The sequence below is a fragment of the Planomonospora sp. ID67723 genome (assembly GCF_015711605.1).
In the GTDB taxonomy this organism is placed as follows: domain Bacteria; phylum Actinomycetota; class Actinomycetes; order Streptosporangiales; family Streptosporangiaceae; genus Planomonospora_A.
This window is the reverse complement of sequence record NZ_JABTEZ010000001.1, coordinates 1,550,288-1,568,643: the sequence shown is the minus strand read 5'-3', so window position 1 is coordinate 1,568,643 and position 18,356 is coordinate 1,550,288. Positions and strand designations below refer to the sequence as shown.

19 protein-coding genes are annotated in these 18,356 nt (G+C 72.3%); 9 read left to right on the top strand and 10 right to left on the bottom strand.

Going from position 1 to position 18,356, the window contains the following annotated elements; translation table 11 throughout:
* The first annotated feature begins 6 nt into the window (after positions 1 to 6).
* The 5 genes from HS041_RS07480 (at position 7) to HS041_RS07460 (ending at position 5,569) form a co-directional block, all read left to right on the top strand.
* Positions 7 to 1,569: a cellulase family glycosylhydrolase gene (locus HS041_RS07480; protein WP_196439754.1), complete on the top strand. Its 1,563-nt coding sequence runs from the start codon at positions 7 to 9 to the stop codon at positions 1,567 to 1,569.
* Between the two features lie 97 nt (positions 1,570 to 1,666).
* Positions 1,667 to 3,292: an endo-1,4-beta-xylanase gene (locus HS041_RS07475; RefSeq protein ID WP_196439753.1), complete on the top strand. Its 1,626-nt coding sequence runs from the start codon at positions 1,667 to 1,669 to the stop codon at positions 3,290 to 3,292.
* 78 nt (positions 3,293 to 3,370) lie between these two features.
* The gene (locus HS041_RS07470; protein ID WP_196439752.1) at positions 3,371 to 3,961 is read left to right on the top strand and encodes a TetR/AcrR family transcriptional regulator; all 591 of its coding nucleotides are present in this window, start codon (positions 3,371 to 3,373) and stop codon (positions 3,959 to 3,961) included.
* A gap of 76 nt (positions 3,962 to 4,037) precedes the next feature.
* Positions 4,038 to 4,967, top strand: coding sequence for an NAD-dependent epimerase/dehydratase family protein (locus tag HS041_RS07465; protein WP_196439751.1), 930 nt, complete (start codon positions 4,038 to 4,040; stop codon positions 4,965 to 4,967).
* Positions 4,964 to 5,569 carry a hypothetical protein gene (locus tag HS041_RS07460; protein WP_196439750.1) on the top strand — a complete coding sequence of 202 codons (606 nt, stop codon included), beginning with the start codon at positions 4,964 to 4,966 and terminating at the stop codon, positions 5,567 to 5,569. The genes HS041_RS07465 and HS041_RS07460 overlap by 4 nt, the downstream gene beginning before the upstream one ends.
* Here HS041_RS07460 and HS041_RS07455 read toward each other — a convergent pair.
* Positions 5,529 to 6,134, bottom strand: coding sequence for an SGNH/GDSL hydrolase family protein (locus tag HS041_RS07455; protein ID WP_196439749.1), 606 nt, complete (start codon positions 6,132 to 6,134; stop codon positions 5,529 to 5,531). The two genes, HS041_RS07460 and HS041_RS07455, sit on opposite strands and share 41 nt — an antisense overlap.
* A 462-nt stretch (positions 6,135 to 6,596) precedes the next feature.
* On the opposite strand from HS041_RS07455, the gene HS041_RS07450 reads away from it, so the two are divergent.
* A complete protein-coding gene (locus tag HS041_RS07450) occupies positions 6,597 to 7,022 on the top strand; it encodes a hypothetical protein (RefSeq protein ID WP_196439748.1) in 426 nt (141 codons plus the stop codon).
* Positions 7,023 to 7,099: 77 nt separating this feature from the next.
* On the opposite strand, the gene HS041_RS07445 is transcribed toward HS041_RS07450, so the two are convergent.
* A complete protein-coding gene (locus HS041_RS07445) occupies positions 7,100 to 8,068 on the bottom strand; it encodes an asparaginase (RefSeq protein ID WP_230878459.1) in 969 nt (322 codons plus the stop codon).
* A 72-nt stretch (positions 8,069 to 8,140) separates the two neighbouring features.
* On the opposite strand from HS041_RS07445, the gene dtd reads away from it, so the two are divergent.
* On the top strand, positions 8,141 to 8,566 hold the full coding sequence (gene dtd, locus HS041_RS07440; RefSeq protein ID WP_196439746.1) for a D-aminoacyl-tRNA deacylase: 426 nt from the start codon (positions 8,141 to 8,143) through the stop codon (positions 8,564 to 8,566).
* A gap of 68 nt (positions 8,567 to 8,634) precedes the next feature.
* On the opposite strand, the gene HS041_RS07435 is transcribed toward dtd, so the two are convergent.
* Positions 8,635 to 8,910 (bottom strand): winged helix-turn-helix transcriptional regulator, encoded by a 276-nt coding sequence (locus tag HS041_RS07435; RefSeq protein ID WP_196439745.1) that lies wholly within the window; start codon positions 8,908 to 8,910, stop codon positions 8,635 to 8,637.
* 141 nt (positions 8,911 to 9,051) lie between these two features.
* Here HS041_RS07435 and HS041_RS07430 point away from each other — a divergent pair, with 141 nt between their 5' ends.
* A complete protein-coding gene (locus HS041_RS07430) occupies positions 9,052 to 9,876 on the top strand; it encodes an SDR family oxidoreductase (RefSeq protein ID WP_196439744.1) in 825 nt (274 codons plus the stop codon).
* Positions 9,877 to 9,887: 11 nt separating this feature from the next.
* On the opposite strand, the gene ygfZ is transcribed toward HS041_RS07430, so the two are convergent.
* The 4 genes from ygfZ to HS041_RS07410 all read right to left on the bottom strand — a co-directional run bounded on the left by ygfZ (position 9,888) and on the right by HS041_RS07410 (position 12,702).
* Complete coding sequence (gene ygfZ, locus HS041_RS07425; RefSeq protein WP_196439743.1) at positions 9,888 to 10,880, bottom strand: CAF17-like 4Fe-4S cluster assembly/insertion protein YgfZ; 993 nt, start codon at positions 10,878 to 10,880, stop codon at positions 9,888 to 9,890.
* A gap of 31 nt (positions 10,881 to 10,911) precedes the next feature.
* Positions 10,912 to 11,325: a Fur family transcriptional regulator gene (locus tag HS041_RS07420; protein ID WP_196439742.1), complete on the bottom strand. Its 414-nt coding sequence runs from the start codon at positions 11,323 to 11,325 to the stop codon at positions 10,912 to 10,914.
* Positions 11,326 to 11,781: 456 nt separating this feature from the next.
* On the bottom strand, positions 11,782 to 12,087 hold the full coding sequence (locus HS041_RS07415; protein WP_196439741.1) for a DUF2470 domain-containing protein: 306 nt from the start codon (positions 12,085 to 12,087) through the stop codon (positions 11,782 to 11,784).
* 105 nt (positions 12,088 to 12,192) lie between these two features.
* Positions 12,193 to 12,702, bottom strand: a complete 510-nt coding sequence (locus HS041_RS07410; protein ID WP_196439740.1) for a heme-binding beta-barrel domain-containing protein — start codon at positions 12,700 to 12,702, stop codon at positions 12,193 to 12,195.
* A gap of 84 nt (positions 12,703 to 12,786) precedes the next feature.
* Between HS041_RS07410 and HS041_RS07405 the strand changes: the two genes are divergently transcribed.
* The gene (locus HS041_RS07405; RefSeq protein WP_196439739.1) at positions 12,787 to 13,149 is read left to right on the top strand and encodes a DsrE family protein; all 363 of its coding nucleotides are present in this window, start codon (positions 12,787 to 12,789) and stop codon (positions 13,147 to 13,149) included.
* Positions 13,150 to 13,240: 91 nt separating this feature from the next.
* Here HS041_RS07405 and HS041_RS07400 read toward each other — a convergent pair whose 3' ends face one another.
* The 3 genes from HS041_RS07400 to HS041_RS07390 all read right to left on the bottom strand — a co-directional run bounded on the left by HS041_RS07400 (position 13,241) and on the right by HS041_RS07390 (position 18,278).
* Positions 13,241 to 13,960 carry a type 1 glutamine amidotransferase gene (locus HS041_RS07400; protein WP_196439738.1) on the bottom strand — a complete coding sequence of 240 codons (720 nt, stop codon included), beginning with the start codon at positions 13,958 to 13,960 and terminating at the stop codon, positions 13,241 to 13,243.
* A complete protein-coding gene (locus HS041_RS07395) occupies positions 13,950 to 15,242 on the bottom strand; it encodes a MurT ligase domain-containing protein (RefSeq protein WP_196439737.1) in 1,293 nt (430 codons plus the stop codon). The genes HS041_RS07400 and HS041_RS07395 overlap by 11 nt, the downstream gene beginning before the upstream one ends.
* A gap of 72 nt (positions 15,243 to 15,314) precedes the next feature.
* On the bottom strand, positions 15,315 to 18,278 hold the full coding sequence (locus HS041_RS07390; protein WP_307845198.1) for an ATP-binding protein: 2,964 nt from the start codon (positions 18,276 to 18,278) through the stop codon (positions 15,315 to 15,317).
* Positions 18,279 to 18,356: the final 78 nt, after the last annotated feature.

The following is an 18,356-nucleotide window of genomic DNA, read 5'->3' as shown; positions in this document are numbered from 1 at the left end:
CAGGTCATGAGAGCACGACTCACCATCGCGGCGGTCGCCGCGGCCCTCACCTCGTTCCTCGTGGCGGCACCGCCCGCCCAGGCCGCCACCGGCATCCACGTGAGCGGCACGGAGATCGTCGAGGCCGACGGCACCCCGCTCGTCATGCGGGGCACCTCCCACGCGCACACCTGGTACCCGACCCAGACCGCTTCCTTCGCCGGGATCAAGGCACTCGGCGCCAACGCCGTGCGCGTGGTGCTGAGCGGCGGCCGGTGGACCGCCAACAGCGCCGCCGACGTGGCGAACGTCGTCTCCCTGTGCAAGCAGAACAAGCTCATCTGCGTACTGGAGAACCACGACACCACCGGGTACGGCGAGCAGGCCGGCGCCTACACCCTCGACCAGGCCGTGAACTACTGGATCAGCGTGAAGAGCGCGCTGGAGGGCCAGGAAGACTACGTCATCGTCAACATCGGCAACGAGCCGATCGGCAACAACGCCGTCACCCCGGACTGGACCACGGCCACCGCAGGCGCGATCAAGCGCATGCGCGAGGCCGGGTTCGACCACGCGCTCATGGTCGACGCCCCCAACTGGGGCCAGGACTGGCGCTTCGCCATGCGGGACAACGCCAAGACCGTCTTCGCCGCCGACCCGGACCGCAACACGATCTTCTCGATCCACATGTACGGCGTGTTCGACACCGCGGCCGAGGTCACCGACTACCTCCAGGCGTTCCAGACCGCCGGGCTCCCCCTGGTCATCGGCGAGTTCGGGTTCAATCACTCCGACGGCGACCCCGACGAGGACACGATCATGTCCCAGGCGCAGGCGCGGGGCCTGGGCTACTTCGGCTGGTCCTGGAGCGGCAACGGCGGCGGCGTCGAGTATCTCGACCAGGTCACCAACTTCAACGCCAGTGCCCTGACCCCCTGGGGACAGCGCCTGTTCAACGGCGCCAACGGCATCGCGCAGACCTCCGTCGAGGCGAAGATCTACGGCGGGGGCGGCACCGACACGGAGAAGCCCACCACGCCCGGCAAGCCGACGGCCTCGGCGATCACCGCGACCGGCGCCACCCTGACCTGGACCGCCTCCACCGACAACGTGGGCGTCACCGGCTACGACGTCTACCGGGGCACCACCAAGCTCGGTTCCTCGGCTGCGAACTCCCTCACCCTGACCGGCCTGACCCCCGAGACGGCCTACACCGTCCACGTCGTCGCCCGCGACGCCGCCGGGAACGTCTCCGACGCCTCCGAGACCACGTCGTTCACGACCACCTCGACCCCGCCGAGCGACTGCGCGGCCACCTACAAGCTGGTCAACTCCTGGCCGGGCGGCTTCCAGGGCGAGGTCACGGTCAAGTGCGCCGCCGCCGTGAACTCGTGGAAGACCACGCTGACCTACCCGGCCGGAGTGAAGGTCACCCAGAACTGGAGCTCGACCCTGTCGGCCTCCGGTACCGCCTTCACCTTCTCCAACGCCGCCTGGAACGGCTCCATCCCGGTCGGCGGCTCGACCACCTTCGGCTTCATCGCCTCCTGGACCGGCACGGGCACCCCGCCCGTCCCCGTCATCTCCTAGCCCCGAGGGGGTACGGCCCGCGCCGTGCCCCCTCCCGTCGGCCCGCCTCCGAAAGTTTCGGCCTATAGCCGGAAGTTTTCATCCAGAAAGGAACCCCATGTCCAGACTCCGCAGAGCGCTCCTGACCGGAGCGCTCGCCGTCCTCCCGGCCGCGGCGGTCTTGCTGCCCGCCGTACCGGCCCACGCATCGGACACCCTGCGCGCGCACGCCGAGGCGCGCGGCAAGTTCATCGGCACCGCGCTGGCCACCTCCCCGCTGGCCGGCGAGAGCGCCTACCGCACCATCGCCGCCTCGGAGTTCAACCAGATCACCGCCGAGAACGCGATGAAGTGGGACGCCACCGAGCCCAGCCAGAACCAGTTCACCTTCACCGCGGCGGATCAGATCGTCGCCTTCGCCGAGGCGAACGACCAGCAGGTGCACGGGCACACGCTGGTCTGGCACAGCCAGACGCCGAACTGGGTGCAGAACCTCTCCGCCGCCGACCTGCGCTCGGCCATGCAGAACCACATCGCCAGGGTCGCCGGGCGTTACGCGAGCAACCCCGTCGTGAAGTCCTGGGACGTGGTGAACGAGGTCTTCGACGACAACGGCGCCATGCGGAACTCGTTCTGGTACCAGAAGCTGGGCGACGGCTACATCGCCGACGCCTTCCGGTACGCCCGCGCGGCCGACCCCGACGCGGAGCTGTGCATCAACGACTACAACGTCGAGGGCGTCAACGCCAAGAGCACCGCGATGTACAACCTGGTCAGGACGCTGAAGGCGCAGGGCGTACCGATCGACTGCGTGGGCCTGCAGAGCCACCTGGCCATCCAGTACGGCTTCCCCGGCCAGGTCCAGGAGAACATCCAGCGCTTCGCCGACCTCGGGGTGAACGTCCGGATCACCGAGATCGACATCCGCATGCAGATGCCCAGGGACGCGACCAAGGACGCCACCCAGGCCGCCTACTACACGAACATGGTCAAGGCCTGCCTGGCGGTGGCCCGGTGCACCGGCATCACGATCTGGGGCTTCACCGACAAGTACTCCTGGGTCCCGGACACCTTCCCCGGCCAGGGCGCGGCCCTGATCTACGACGAGAGCTACGACGAGAAGCCCGCCTACACGGCCGTCCACGACGCCCTCGCGGGCGGCCCGCCCGTCGACCCCACGCCCCCGTCCACGCCGGGCAGACCCGCCGCCTCGGCGATCACCGCGACCGGCGCCACCCTGACCTGGACCGCCTCCACCGACAACGTGGGCGTCACCGGCTACGACGTCTACCGGGGCACCACCAAGCTGGGCTCGTCGACCGCCAACTCCGTCACCCTGACCGGCCTGACCCCCGAGACGGCCTACACCGTCCACGTCGTCGCCCGCGACGCCGCCGGAAACACCTCCACCGCCTCCGAGACGGCGACGTTCACCACCACCGCGGGCTCCGGCGGCGGCTGCACGCCCGCCTACCGGGTGGTCAACTCCTGGCCCGGCGGCTTCCAGGGCGAGGTCAAGATCACCTGCTCGGACCCCGTCACCTCGTGGCGGGTCACGCTGACCTACCCGGAGAGCGTGCGGATCACCCAGAACTGGAGCTCGGCCCTGAGCAGCTCCGGCACCGCCCACACCTTCTCCAACGCCGCCTGGAACGGCTCCATCCCGGCCGGCGGCTCGACCACCTTCGGCTTCATCGGCTCCTGGAACGGCACCGGCACCCCGCCCGCGCCCGTCATCTCCTAGCAGCCGTACGGCGGGCGGCCGCTCCGGTGGCCGCCCGCCCCTCGACAAGGGCGGTTAGCAGATGCTAACTTCCCTTCCATGGCCGACCCCTTCTTCGTGGACGAGCGCGACCCGCCCTCCAAGCGGCGCATCCTGACCGAGGCCCTGCGGCTCTTCGTCGAGCGGGGCGTGGACGGCACGACCGTGCGCGACATCGCCCGAGCCAGCGGCTACACCAATCCCGCCCTGTTCAAGTTCTTCGCCACGAAGGATGAGCTGGCCCTGCACCTGTTCGGCAGGTGCTACGCGCACCTGCACGACCGGGCCGCACTGGCGTGCGCGCCGGGGCGTCCCTTCGACGAGCGGCTCGGCTCGTTGCTGCGGGCGTTCGGCGCGATCCTGGACGGCGAACCCGAGGCCTTCCTCTACGTCCAGGACAACCTGCGGATCTACTGGCCGCGGCTGCCCCCCGCCGAGCGGAAGGCCTCCCTCATCGAGCTGATGCGGGCCCTGCTCCGCGACGGGGTGGCCGAGGGGCGGGTCACCGCCTCCGTCCCCACCGATCTGATGGTCGCCGCGATCAGCGGCACCGTCGCGCAGTACGCCCGGATGCGGCACTTCGGCGAGCTCTCCTCAGAGGAGGTGGACACCGCCCTGAAACCGCTGATCAGCCGAATGATCGCCGTTTGAGCTCCGCGGCCCCCGAGGGGGCCTTTTCACCGCCCAGTGGGTTAGCAAATGCTAACCCCCCTTTCAGGGAGTGACATTGAGACTGCTGATCCTCGGCGCCGGAGGGTTCATCGGGCGCACCGCCGTACGGGAGGCCGCCGCCGCCGGGTGGGAGGTCACCGGCCTCGTCCGCACCGGCGAGGCCGCCCGGCGGGTGGCGGAGGCGGGCGGGACGCCGCACCGGTTCACCGTGACGGACCCCGGCACATGGGCGGAGACCGCACGGGACGCGCGGGCCGTCATCGACCTCATCCAGCCCCGGCTGCCCGCCCGGATGACCCGGCGCGCGGCCCGACAGGTCGGCGCCGCCCGACGGGAGACGACCTCGGGGGTACTGCGGACCCTCGGCTCCCTGCCCGCCGACCGGTGCCCGCTGCTGGTCTCGGTCAGCGGAGTGGACGACCTGGACCCGGGAGAGGAGCGCACGGTCTCGCACACCTCCCCCCTCCGCACGGCCCCCTACGGGTTCGCCCGCATCGGACTGCCCGTCCGGCGGCTGATCGAGCAATCCGGACTGCCCGCCGTGCACGTCTACCTGGGGAACATGGTCTACGGCCCGGGCAAGGGGTTCGGCGACGTGATCGTGCCGGGTCTGGCCCGGCGCCGCATACCCGTCCTCGGCTCGGGGAACAACCGGCTGCCGATCGTGCACGTCGAGGACGCCGCGCGGGCCCTGGTCCACGTGGCGGGTCTGGACGGAGTCGCGGGCCGGAGCTTCGTGGCGACCGACGGCACGGCCACGACGCTGGGAGAGCTGTTCGGTGAGACCGCCCGGCTGCTCGGCGCCCCCGCGCCCCGGAGACTGCCCCGATGGCTGACCGCGGCGGCCGTCGGCGGGGTCGCGGCGGAGACGCTGACCCTGGACACCGCCGCCGACGTCTCGGCGCTGGCCGAGACGGGGTTCGTCCTCCGCCACCCCTCCATCCGCGAGGGCCTGCCCGCGACCCTGGAGGAGGTGAACCGGTGAGAGCCCATCTCGACGGTCCGGCGACGCGCCGCACCGGGAACGGGGAGCCTGCGGTCCGGGGCCGGGCGGCGCGGCTCGTCCGGGGCCGGGTGCTGGCGGCCCTGCTGGCGCTGCTGGTCCCGGTCCTCGTGCTGGCCAACATCGGCCTGCCGTTCAGCGCGGCGGGCATCAAGGAGATCTCGGGCGGCGTCGGCATCCTGGACCTGGAGCCGCGCGACTCCGCCGAGGGCGTGCGCCAGGCCCTGGACGCCTACGGGGAGGAGGGACGGGAGCGCTATCTGCTCCTGCTGGCCACCCTCGACGTCCTGCTCCCGCTGCTGTTCGCCCTGACCTGCGCGCTCGTGCTGGCCATGACGCTCGGCCGGGCCGCACGGTGGCTCTGGGCGGTCCCGGCGGCGGGCATGGTGGCCGACTACGCGGAGAACGTCGTCCTGGTGATCCTGCTGACCGGGCATCCCTCGCCGGGCCCGGCGGGGCTGATGCCCGCACTGACCGCGGTGAAGAGCGCGGCCGTGATGACGGACCTGCTGCTCGTCGGAGTGGGGCTGGTGTACGCGGCGGTCAGGAGGATCGCTCGAAGCCGTTCTCGCGCAGCGCGATGACCAGCCAGCGGGCGATGCCGACGTGTCCCTCCAGGGTGGGGTGGACGCCGTCGGCGAGGACCATCGCGCCGCTCCAGTGCTGGCCGAGCGGGTCGAGGAAAGGCGCGCCCGCCTCCGCGGCGGCGAGCGCGACGGCGTCCCGGACCTGGAAGGCCCAGCCCGGGGCGGTCCCCATCCACAGCGGGCCGACCACCACGACCCTGGTGCCGGGCCAGCGCTCGTGGATCGAGTCCAGCAGTCGCGCGGCGGCCCCGTAGACCTGGCTCGGCGGGGTGTTGCGGTCGTTGTGGCCGCCGGAGACGATCAGCAGATCGGGGGCGGGACGCCAGGCGAGCTCACGGTCGAAGGAGTCCTGGAAGGTCCGGCCCACCCGGCCGGGGTTGACGAAACCGGTCCCGGCCGCCCCCGCGGTGATCAGCTGCCAGTCCAGCTCCCGGGCGGCCAGCGCGGCGTAGCTCTCCCAGCGCGCCACCGGGCCCGACCCGACGGTGAAACTGTCACCGATGATCATTACGGTCTGGGCCCCGGCTGCGGGGATCACCCTGGGCGCGATCGGGTGGGCCATGGCCTGGCTCCGCGGTACGACCTCACCCACCTCCCGGCCACATCCCGCAACAAGAAAGGAAATCGCCACAAAAACAGCGAAAATGGGAATTCGGCGTCCTTTTCCCACAGGCTCGCGCATGACACCCCGGAGAACTCTGAGTTGCCGACATGGACGGTGGGCCCCCGGACCCGTGTGATGACGCGAATCCACGCGACCTCCGGGGCGGCACCCCCGCCTTCGTCCGGAGAGTCCGAAGAGACCGTCTTGAGCAGTCGTAATTGTATCGGGGCGCGGGCAAGTGGCCAGAGAAATCACGGAATGGAAAATCTTCTCCGGCGATGATCCATCCATATCGCCTTATATCAGCACGGAATCACCCCCCATACCCCGTGCGCGCAAATTTATTTGCAGAGGAACGGCAACCCGAGCGGGTATTAAGCCGTCAACACTCTGTACTTCACCCCTCGACCGGGAGCGGCCATGACCTACGCGTACGGCCTACCGTCAGACCCTCAGCCCTACCCTGCCCGCCACGGCTACGCAGCCCAGCGGTCACGGCCCGGCAACGGGCTCGGCCTGGCTTCCCTCACCGCGGGCGGCGTCGCCGTCCTCGCCACCGCCTTCACTCCCCTCGCCTCATGGGCCTCGGCCCTCATCACCCTCGCCTCCGTCGCCCTCGGCTTCGCCGCCCTCGGCAGGACGGAGCGCCGCCCGAGACCCGCCGAGCCCACCGGGTCCGGTGAGTCACGAGGCGCCGGCTGGCCCGGGCTCGTCCTGGAACTGGCCGTCGGGATCACCGTGCTCTGGATCGCGGTCGTGCTCTTCACCGTCCTCGATCACCCGGCCGACGGCCGGGGAGGGGGTTCCGGGCCGACCGGCGACGTCCGGGTGGGCACGGGAACATAGGCCACCGCGCCGAAGACGGGACCGCCGCCCGATCCGCGCGGCGAGCCCCGTCCCGGGCGAGGCGCCCCTCCCGCCGGCTACCCGGCCTGAGCCTCCGCCGGAGAGGTCTGCGGCCGCTCCCCGCCCAGCCGGACCTCCCCCACCGGACGGCCTCCGCCGTACAGCACGCCGGCGGCGAGCTCGTCGAGCTCGGGGGAGTCGAACCCGAGCGCGCGCAGGGCTGCGACGGTGACGGGCACCCGGGCGCGCTGGCCACCGTCCTCGATCTTGACCGTGCCCGCCCGGCCGTCCTCGAACGCGAAGGCGTCGAACGCCTCGGCCCCGGCCTTGACCATCAGCCCGGGGATCGCCCGCATCAGCCGGGCCTCCGGTCGGGTCGTGCCGGAGGTCCACTCGGGGTGGGCCCGGAATGCGTCGGCGATCCGACGCTCGGGAGTTCCCGGCTCGGCCAGGACGAGAGCCCGGAAAGCGCGGGCCACCCCCCGCATCGAGACGAAGAACAGCGGAGCGCCGCAACCGTCCACGCCGGTGGCGGCGACCCGCTCGCCGGTCAGCTCCTCGACCGTGTCGCGGATGGCCCGCTGCAACGGGTGCGCCGGGTCGAGATAGGTCTCCAGGGGCCAGCCGTTGACCGCGCAGGTGGCGAGCATCGCGGCGTGCTTGCCGGAGCAGTTCATGTGGATCCGAGCCCTGCCGCCGCCCGAGCGCAGCACCGCCTCACGCGAGGCGGCGTCCTCCGGCAGGTCCTCCGGGCAGCGCAGCGCCTCCTCCTCCACCCCGGCGCCGGAGAGGATCTTGCGGGCGCCTTCCACGTGGAACGCCTCCCCCGCGTGGCTCGCGCAGGCCAGCGCGAGCAGCTCCCCCTCCAGCGCGAGCCCGCTGCGCACCATGCCGAGAGCCTGCAGCGGCTTCATCGACGAACGGGGGGAGACCAGCGCGTCCACCGCGCCGTGCACCCGCACCAGGGAGCCGTCCGCTCCCACCGCCAGCATCCGCGCCCGGTGCGTGGACTCCACGAACCCCGAACGGACGACTTCGACAACCAACGACCCAGTAGACACCTTTGTCTCCTTCCGCGCAGAGTCTACGAAGGTTCCGGGAGGCGGGATGATGAGGGCATGCGTGCGGTCGTACAGCGGGTGAGTTCCGCGTCGGTGGTGGTGGACGGGGCAACGGTCGGGGCGATCGACGAGCCGGGGTTGCTCGTGCTGGTGGGGGTGACGCACACCGACACCCCGGCCGAGGCGGCGAAGCTGGCCGCGAAGCTCTGGGGCCTGCGGATCCTGTCCGGCGAGAAGTCGTGCTCGGACATCGGCGCGCCGCTGCTCGTGGTCAGCCAGTTCACCCTGTACGGCGACGCCCGCAAGGGCCGCCGGCCCACCTGGCAGGCGGCGGCCCCCGGACCGGTGGCCGAGCCGCTGGTCGAGGCCGTCTGCGCGGAGCTGCGCGCGCTCGGCGCGCACGTGGAGACGGGTGTCTTCGGCGCCGACATGAAGGTCGGCCTCACCAACGACGGCCCCATCACCCTGATCCTGGAGATCTGACGGAACCCGCGCCCCGACGGGACCCGCAGGAAGATCCGCCGCATCGGTGCGAGTGCTCGCCGCAGGGGTCAGGTGACGGCCCACTCGGCGATCGTGTCGAGGATGTCGCTCAGTCCCCGGCCGCGCTCGGTCAGCGCGTACTCCACCCGCGGCGGCTTGTCGGGGTGGACGGTGCGGGTGAGCAGCCCTTCGCCTTCGAGAGTCTGAAGCCGGTCGGCGAGCGTCTTGGGGCTGATGCCCGGCAGCAGCTGCAGCAGCTCGCTGTACCGCTTCGCGCCGGACCTCAGGCGGAAGATCACCAGGGGCGTCCACTTGCTGCCGACGAACGCGAGCGTCCTCGTCACCGAGCAGGTCTCGGGAGCGAGCCTCCCCGAGCAGGTTTCAGCGGTGTGAAGGTGCTCTCCCTGGAAGCTTTCCATGACTAAAGCTACTACAGCAAAAGTGCCTACTTCACAATATGAAGCACCTTCCTTAATGTCACCGGCATGACATCGAAAACCGTCGCAGTCCACGGCGCCAGGGGCGTCCAGGGCTCGCGCCTCGCTCACCGCCTCCAGGCGGCCGGATACGAGGTCCGGCCGCTGGACACGCGCTCGGCCGACCTGACCGACCCCCACTCACTGGTGCGGGCGTACGGCTCCGCCGACGCCGTGGTGGTGCAGCTGCCGCTGGTGTTCACCCCGATCGCCGTCGTCTACGCCGAGACGCTGCTGACGGCCCTGGCCAAGGCGGCGATCGCGCGCGTGGTGTTCAACCCCGGCATGTCCCTGCCGCCGGAACCGATCGGGGTGCCGTACGTCGACGCGCGGATCATGCTCGCGCGGCGGCTGCCGGACGCGGTCGAGAAGGCATCGGTGATCGGCCCGGCCGGCACGTACCTGGAGAACCTCCTGATGCCCTGGTCGGTGCGGAGGATCCGGGAGAAGGGCGAAGTGGCCTACCCGCTGCCCTCGGGGGCGCCCATGCCCTGGGTGACCCTCGACGACGTCGGCGACGCGACGGCCGCCGCCCTGGGCGAAGACCGCCCGGCGGCCGTCAGCGTGCTGGCCGGACCGCCGGTCACCGGCGACCGGGTCGCGGCCGCGGTCGGCGCGGCGGCGGGCCGCGAGACGCGCTGGAGCGAGGTGACCCCCGAGGAGTACCGGCGGCTGCTGGAACCGGTCCTCGGCGCCGACGCCGCGGCCGGCGTCGCGGAGGTCTACCGGCAGGCCGCCGCGGCCCCTGCCCCGCCTCAGCCGCCCGCCGGGATCCTGCGGCCGGCCCCCACCACCGTGGAGCGGTGGGCGGCGCGGCAGGACTGGACCGCCTGACCTGTGGGCGGTCAGCGGATGCGGCGGCGCAGGGCGGGGTCGATCTGGACGTTGCGGCCGGCGTCCGGCGGCACGATGACCTCCTGGGAGGCCGCCACCCCGTCGGCCTGGAGCGGGGAGTCCACCGGCACGGTCCGCTTGACCACGGCCAGCGCGATCGGGCCGAGCTCGTGGTGGCGGGCGGCGCTGCCGACGAAGCCGACCTCGTTCTCACCGTCGGTCACGGCCGCGCCGTGCTTGGGCAGCCTGTCCACGCTGCCGTCCAGGTGCAGGAAGACCAGGCGGCGCGGCGGGTGGCCGAGGTTGTGCACCCGGGCCACGGTCTCCTGGCCCTTGTAGCAGCCCTTGCTGAGGTGCAGGGCCGTACCGATCCAGCCCACCTCGTGCGGGATCGTCTTGTGGTCGGTCTCGAAGCCGAGGCGGGGCCGGTGGTCCTCGATCCGCAGCGCCTCGTAGGCCCAGAGTCCGGCGAGCCCCAGGCCGAGGTGGCCGGGGAGCAGCTCCCTGGGGAGCAGCACGTCGTCGCCGACGGCGACCGCCCCGGACGGCAGGGCCGGGCGGGCCCCGCCGGCCGCCGGCAGCACGGTGACCACGGCGTAGTCCGCCGTCACGTCGGCGACCTCGACCCGGAGCATGAACCGCATCTTGTCCAGGAACGCGACCAGCTCGGCCGAGGTGCCCGGCTCCACGTGCGCCCAGACGGCCGCGCCGTCGTCGACCAGCGTGAGGTGGTGCTCCACCCTGCCCTGGGCGTCCAGCAGCAGCGTCTGGGTCGCCTGGCCGGGCCGCAGGTCGTCGAGCTTCTGCGAGCTCAGGCTGTTGAGCCAGCTCAGCCGGTCGGGCCCGGAGATCCTGACGACCTCCCGGTTGCTCCGGTCGACCATGGCCTCGCCGGCGAGCAGCGCGCGCTGCTCGGCGAAAGGGTCGCCGTAGTGTCCGGCGACGCCGGAGTCGGGGGTGTCGGCGGCGACCGCGCCGGGGGTGTCCAGCAGAGGGCTTCGCATGTTCCAAGCCTATTCGGTGCCCGGCGTCCGCTCAGCGGCAGTTGCGGCAGCGGCCGAAGACCGTCAGGTGGTGCACGTCGGTGGCGAACCCGAGCTCCTGGTCGAGCCCGGTCACCAGGGTCTGCACCAGCTCCGGCCGGACCTCGCTGATCTCCCCGCACCCCCGGCAGACCAGGTGCACGTGGTCGGCCTCGGCGGCCAGGTGGTAGGTGGGCGCGCCGTGACCGAGGTGGTTGTGGGCGACCATGCCGAGCTCCTCGAGCAGTTCGAGGGTCCGGTAGACGGTCGAGATGTTCACCCCGCGGGCGGTCTCGCGCACCCGCGTGCAGATCTCCTCGGGGGTGGCGTGCTCCAGTGCCTTGACCGCCTCGAGCACCAGCTGACGCTGGGGAGTGACCCGATAACCGCGCGCCCGCAGTTCCTCATGCCACGACGTCTCGGTCATGTCCAGAGTCTACGAGCCGCACGCCGCGGCGACGGCCGGACACCGGAGCGGAGATGGGGATATTGGGCCTCACCTGCGGAGATCCCCTTGCTGAATATTTACTTGCCCCTGCGGATTCGGTCGCATAACGTACGGATCACGCCGAAAGGAGGTGGTCCGAACAATGGTTGATCATAGTTGGGCTAGCGAGGTGGCTGTCCGCTAGGACGCCGCAGCTCCGGACTCTGTCCGGACGTCCTGCGACGTTCGGCGAATCCACGACAATCACCGGAACCCCGGGCTGCCGGAGGGCGGGAATCCCCGCCTTTGGTCCATCCGGCCCTTCCGCCTCACGCGGGAGGAATCGGCCCGGGGTTCTTTCTTTTCCCGGCTTCTCCCGGCTTCTCCCGGCTTCTCCCTGCTTCCGGGCCTCGCCCGCGGGCCGTACCCGCCGGTGGCTCCGCCCTCCGACGGCTCTCAGTGCTCGCCGCGGGCGGGCACCCCGAGCGCGGCGCAGGCCTCCCGGTAGAGGCGCACCACCTCCCAGCGGACCTGGGCGCGCTCGGTCAGGGTCGTGCTCCACGGGACGCGGACCGTGACATCCCGCCCGCCGACGACGGCGGCGAACTCGATCCCCTCGGCGTCCACGCCCGACGTCGTCGCCGCCGTGGCCTCCGGTTGCCCGCCCAGGCCCTTGACGATCAGCAGCGCGTCGCCGGCGTGGTCGTCGTTCATGTGGCGCTTGATCGCCTCGACCGCGTCAGGGGTGAAAGGGGTGCTCATGCCCGGCATCGTAGCCAGGGGAAGCCGCACCCGCCTCCCCGGAGGCGGGTGCGGCTCGCGGGCGTGCGCCTCCGGGGAGGTCCGTTCCCGGGAGGCGTCCCGCCCTCAGACGACGTCGGGCACGAAGTCGCCCACCCGCTTGAGCTCCGCGGAGATGTGCGACTGGAGCCGCTGTCCCATGGCGGCCATGTCGTAGGCCCACATCAGGTTCCCGTTGACCAGGCCGTAGAGGCGGTGACCGCCGGTGTACTCCTTCGCCGTCGCGGTGCGGGCCACCACGTCCGTGTGGAGCTCGATCTTGTGGAAGACCACCTCGCCCACGTAGATCTCCACGATGCCCGTCGGGTGCGACAGGCACACCTCCAGCTGGCGGCCGGGGAGCTGGCGCCAGAAACCGGTCTCGGTGCCCAGCGGGCGGACCCGGTTGCCCGCCTCGTCCAGCAGCCAGGTCCGGCTGGTGTAGGTCAGGAACGGCTTGCCGTTGTGCCCGAAGACGATCTCCTGGCCGAAGTTGAAGCTCTCGATCGTCGGGTAACCGCCGACCCCGGCGCCCTCCCACCGGCCCACGAGGAAGGCGATCGGCTCAAGGTCGGCATGCAGCTCAGGAACGTCCATGGATCCAAAGCGTATCCAAGGCTCCCGGAACGGGACGCCGATCCTGGCTCGCGCCCGTGGCGCGCGGCCGAATAGTCTTCAAACATGGCACGATCATTGGTGATCAAGGTGACCGCCGGCGCGGACGCTCCGGAACGCTGCAACCAGGCGTTCACCGTCGCGGCGGCGGCGCTGGCGAGCGGGGTCCCCGTCTCGCTCTGGTTGACCGGCGAGTCCTCGTGGTTCGCCCTGCCCGGCCGGGCGAAGGAGTTCACCCTGCCGCACGCCGCCCAGCTCGGCGACCTGCTCGACGCGGTGCTGGCCGCCGGCCGGGTGACCCTGTGCACGCAGTGCGCGGCCCGGCGGGACATCACGGTCGACGACGTGATCGAGGGCATCCGCATCGCGGGAGCCCCCACGTTCGTCGAGGAGGCCCTCGGCGACGGCGTCCAGGCGCTCGTCTACTGAGGGCGCGCTCTCCCGGGGCCGTCCTCGCCGGCGTGCTCCCCGGCGGCCGCGTGGCCGCCGGGAGCGGGTCCCTCTGCGGGACGGGCGCCTCCTACGGGCGGGGCAGGACCGCGGCCAGCCGCTCCCCGCGCAGGCGCTCGTACCAGGTGTCGTCGGCCGGCGGCAGCTGGGCGCCCGTCGCCCAGGTCAGCAGCAGGTCGGCCAGGCCGGGGTTGCGGGCCAGGGCCGGACCGTGCAGGTAGGTGCCGACGACCTTCCCCGCGTAGCAGCCCTCGGTGCCGTCGCCGTTGCCGGTGCCGACCACCGTGCGCGACAGCGGCCGCACTCCGGGGCCGAGCCGGGTGACGCCCATGTGGTTCTCGAAGCCGGTCAGGGTGGGCACGCCGAGCGCGGGGTCGGTCTCGGCGACCAGCTCGCCGACGGCACGGCCGGCGCCGCGCCCGCTGGCGATGTCGAGCAGCCCGATGCCGTCCACCGGCTGCCCCTCCTCGCCGCCGAACGTGCTGCCCATGATCTGGTAGCCCGCGCAGACCGCCAGCATCGCGGCGCCCCGCGCGACGGCCCGGTGCAGCCCGCCGTCGCGGCGGAGCCGTTCGGCGGCGAGGATCTGGGGCCGGTCCTCGCCACCGCCGATCAGGTAGATGTCCCCGCTCTCCGGGACCGGGTCGGCCGAGCGCACGTGCACGGTCTCGACCGGGATGCCGCGGCGCCGGGCGCGCTGTTCCAGGACCAGGACGTTGCCCTGGTCTCCGTAGGTGCTCAGCAGGTCCGGGTAGATCCAGACGAGGCGCAGGACGCTGTCAGACGGCACGACCGAACTCCGATCGGATCTGCTGGAAGGCGGTGTAGTTGGCGATCACGTCGACCTTGCCCGGCGGCTGGGCCGCGAGCGCCTGCCCGAACGAGCCCGCCAACTGGAACGGCACGTCCGCGACCTCGAGCCGGAGTGCGAGGTCGAGCCGGCGCTCTCCCGTGACGTAGACCGGCCGGCCGCGCAGCACCCGGTAGTCGACGTCCCACAGCCAGGACGTGTCGCGCCCGTCGGGACCCTGCGCGTTCACCGAGAGGATCACCGGCAGCGAGGGGTCGAGCACGTCGAACGCCTCCAGCCAGCCCGCCGGGTTCTTGGCCAGCAGCAGACGGGCGTGACGGCCGTCGCGCTCCACCGTGGTGTAGCGCCCGGCGACCGACCTGACCTCGCGCAGCCGGGGCAGCGCCCGCTCCACCGGCAGGCCGAACGCCTCGGCGGTGGCCAGCGCCATCACCGCGTTGGCCCGGTTGGCCCGGCCCGGAAGCTGGATGTCCAGCGCCCACCGCTGCCCGCGCGGGTCGATCGCCGCGTCGCCGTCGAGGATCCAGGACGGCTCCGGCCGCCGGAAGGTGCACTCGCGGCAGGCCCAGTCGTTCTCGGCCTGGGTGGTCGCGCCCGGGACCCCGGAGACGTGACCGCCGGGCGGGACGTAGTCGAGTCCCTTGCGGTCGAGCGGGCCGCCGCACTCGGGGCAGCACCAGGAGTCCTCCTTCCACGGCTGCCCGGCGGAGACCCAGGTCACCCGGGCGGCCGTGGAGGCGCCCCAGGTCACCAGCGGGTCGTCCGCGTTGGCGATCACGTGGACGTTCCGCCCGGCCAGCGCGCGCCGCCACTTCTGGGCCAGCAGCCAGATCTCGGCGGCCCGGTCCATCTGGTCGCGGCTGAGGTTCATCAGGACGATCACGCCCGCGCCCGTGGTGTCGACGACCTCAGGGAGGTATTTCTCGTCGACCTCCAGCACGCCGTACGGGGCGTCCTTGGCCGAGGAGAGCGCCGAGACGTGGCCGGCGGGCATGTTGGCGCCGAAGGCGTTGGTGGCGACGTCACCCAGATCCTGCAGGGCAGAGGTGATCAGCCGGGTCGTGGTGGTCTTGCCGTTGGTCGCGCTCACCAGGGCGAGCTTGCGGTCTTGCGCGAGCTTGCGCAGCAGGTCGGGCTCCAGCGCCAGGCCGACCCGGCCGCCGATCACCGATCCGTCGCCGCGTCCGGTCGCCCGGGACAGCGTCGCGGCCGTACGGCCGAGAACACTCGCGAGCTGCGCCCGCAGCGGTAGCTGACTCATGCGCCGATCCTAGCCGGGTCGGCACGGCCATCGCCTACACGAGCAGGCCCGCCCCATACCGTGACGCTTCCGTCATTCGGCGAAGGCCAGCTCCGCGGTCTCCGGGGACTCCGTGTCGAACGGCAGGACGAACCGGTGCGGCCAGGAGAGCACGCCCTCCAGCCATCCCGCTCCCATCGACTGGGCCACGTGCCGCAGCCGCTCGTGCGGGTCCACCCCGATCGTGACCATGAGGACGTCCTGCTCCACGCTCGCGTACTCGTCGTCACCGAGCAGGGCCCGCCAGGCCAGCGTGCGGTTCCGGTCCACCTCCATGGAGAGCGGGTGGTGCCGGAGCGCCCGGGCCCGGTGGCCGAGCAGCTCGGCGTCGCCCGTCGGGTGGTCGAACAGCGGGTAGTCCATGATTGGCGCGGGGGCGTGCGGGTCGGGGGCCGGGTGCCCGTACGGGAAGAGCCTGTCGACCTCGTGCAACCACCGGACCTGGGGGATCACCCACGCGGCCCCCGGCCGCTCGCCGGGCGTGCGCTCCGGGCCCAGCAGCCGCGCGGCCGCCGCGGCCACCTGCTCGGTGAGGGCGGCGGGATCGGCTACGGTCCGCAGCGCCCAGGACCGGCGGGCGACGGCGCGCTCCACGGCCGTGGCCAGCAGGCACTCCCGCAACCGCGCGGGCAGCTCGGTCCAGCGGTCGGCCAGCGCCCGCGGGGCGCCCGGCAGCGGGCGGTTGACGCAGAACGCCAGCACCAGGGTGTCGCTCCAGATGCGCAGCCAGGCCGACTCCGGGGCCTCGGCGAGCAGGTCGGCCTCGCGGAGCTCGATCAGCGTGCAGGCCCGGTCGTCGCGGCACTCCTGGCCGCACGCCGCCGAACGGCGCCCGCAGATCGGCGGGGTCTGCCCGGGGATCGCACGCTCGCGGGCCTCGCCCAGCGGCACCTCGATGCGGAGAGGCCGGTCCATGCCGTCGGCGAAGACCGCGGCCGTGCCGGGCTGGAGCGAGACGACCTGCCGGGACTGCTCCTCGCTCAGGTTCATCGCGGCGCCGACCAGCTGGCGGTCGTCCTCGGCCGGGAGCCGGTGCACGACCTTCAGCGCGGTGTTCTTCACCACGTCGGAGACGAGTTTGGTGGGGATCTGCTCGGCCACCACGATGCCCTCGCCGTACGCGCGGATCTCGGCGAGCATCCCGGCGAGCAGCTCGACCGCGTGCGTGCTGGCCCGGCCCGCGCCGCGATCGCGCAGCAGCCGGTGCGCCTCCTCGATCACGATGACGTGCCGGAGCCCGGAGGTCTTCGACGACCTGGCCCGCATCCGCAGGTGCTCCACGATCCGGATGATCAGCGTGCCCATCAGGAACGCCTTGTCCTCGTCGTTGGCGACGTCCTCGATGGCCAGGACCACGTTGCGCTGGAGCAGGTCGCCGATGTCGGCGGGGTGACCGCCCTCGAAGAACCGGCCGGCCGAGCCGACCCGGAGAGAGCGCAGCCGCAGGGAGATGAATCCCTCGACGTCGGCCTGGACCTCCCGGCCGTAGCCGATCTCCTTGATCACGTCCATGGCGTGCCGCTGGAGCTGCTCCAGGGTCGGTACGGCGGGCCGCGTGGCCGCCCCCGGAGCCGCGCCGCCGGTGACCACGTCCCAGCCGTTGGCCTCGTAGACCCGCTGCAGGGCGAGCGACATGATCTGCGGGAACGGCTCCTCGGCGTCGAAGGCGGCCATGAACAGCGCCCGGACCATGTCGATGTGGGCCTGGACCGGGTAGCCGGGCTCCGGGGCGAGCGGGTTGACGCTGAACGGCACGTTGTCCGGAGCCGAAGGGTTGATCACGGTCACCGGGGCGAGGTGCTCGATCCGGCCGCCCATCGCGGCGTACTCGGACTTGGCCGGTTCGATGGCCAGCCACGGGATGCCCGCCCCGGTGAGCTGCTCCAGCAGGTGGCGGACCGTCTGCGACTTGCCGGAGCCGGTCGCACCGGTGATGAAGGCGTGCCGGTTCAGGGTCGCGAGGGGGACCCTGAACGACCCCACCGCGCGGTTCTGGCCGTCCAGGATCGCGCCGAGTTCGAGCACGGGCTCGCCCGGGGCCGGGTCGGTCTCGCTGGTCACGTCGAAGAAGCCGGCGTCGAGCACCCGGACGCCGGGCACCTCCCTGCGCGGCAGCCCGGCCAGGGCGGCGAGCGCCCCGGCGGTGGCGGCGAAGGGAGTGGCGGTGCCGTCAGCCGGGTCCTGGAAGGACGCGGCGAGCGCCTCCCCGAGGGGGAGCATCGGACCGTACAGCGCGCTGCGCAGGCGGTAGGGGTGATGGCTCATCTCGACCGAGCCGACCAGCACCGGGGCGATCTGCCGCAGTTCCTCGGGCCCCGCGGCCCCGGCCAGCACCCGCACGTTCCAGAGCCCGGCCTCGCGGAAGGCGTCGAGCTCCTGCATGCGCCGCTCGGCCCGCTCGGCGTCGTAGCGGGAGCGCTCGGAGGCGTCGCCGTACTGCCGCAGCACGTTGAGCTGGGTGCGCAGGTGCGCGACCTCGGCGTCGAGCAGATCGGTCGGCTCGGCCACCACCAGCCACGCGAACGGCCGGGACATGAGCGTCACCAGCGTGGACTCGAACAGGGTCGGCCGCCTGACCTCCTCCGGGTCCGGTTCGCGCCGCCCGCCCAGCGGCGGCGCCTGCCGTCCCGGACAGGTCGTCCACACCAGGTCGGACAGGTCGCGGAGCCACTCGTCGCCGACCCGCACGCCCCGCGCACCGCCGGGGAACAGCAGCGGTTCGGGGCCCGCCGGGAACGACTCGCCCTCGGTGGCCGTGACGGCGCGGCGGGGCGAGCGGGGCGGGGTCAGCGGTCCGGCGTTGGTGACCAGCTCCAGCGGCGCGCCGGAACCCCGGGAGAGCCAGCCGATCACGAAGGGCCGGCCGTGCTGGGCCGCGGAGAGAACGGCGGGCAGGACCGTGACGAAGTCCCACTCGGCCGACGAGCTGCGCGAGGGCGCCGTGATCGCCTGGATCCGGTACCAGGGGCCGGTCAGGCTGTACGGAAGACGGGACACGCTCTGCTGCATATGGTCTCCACCAGGAGGACCCGGCTCCAGGCCGGAGGGTTGACGCTTCACCGGTCGCCTCACCGT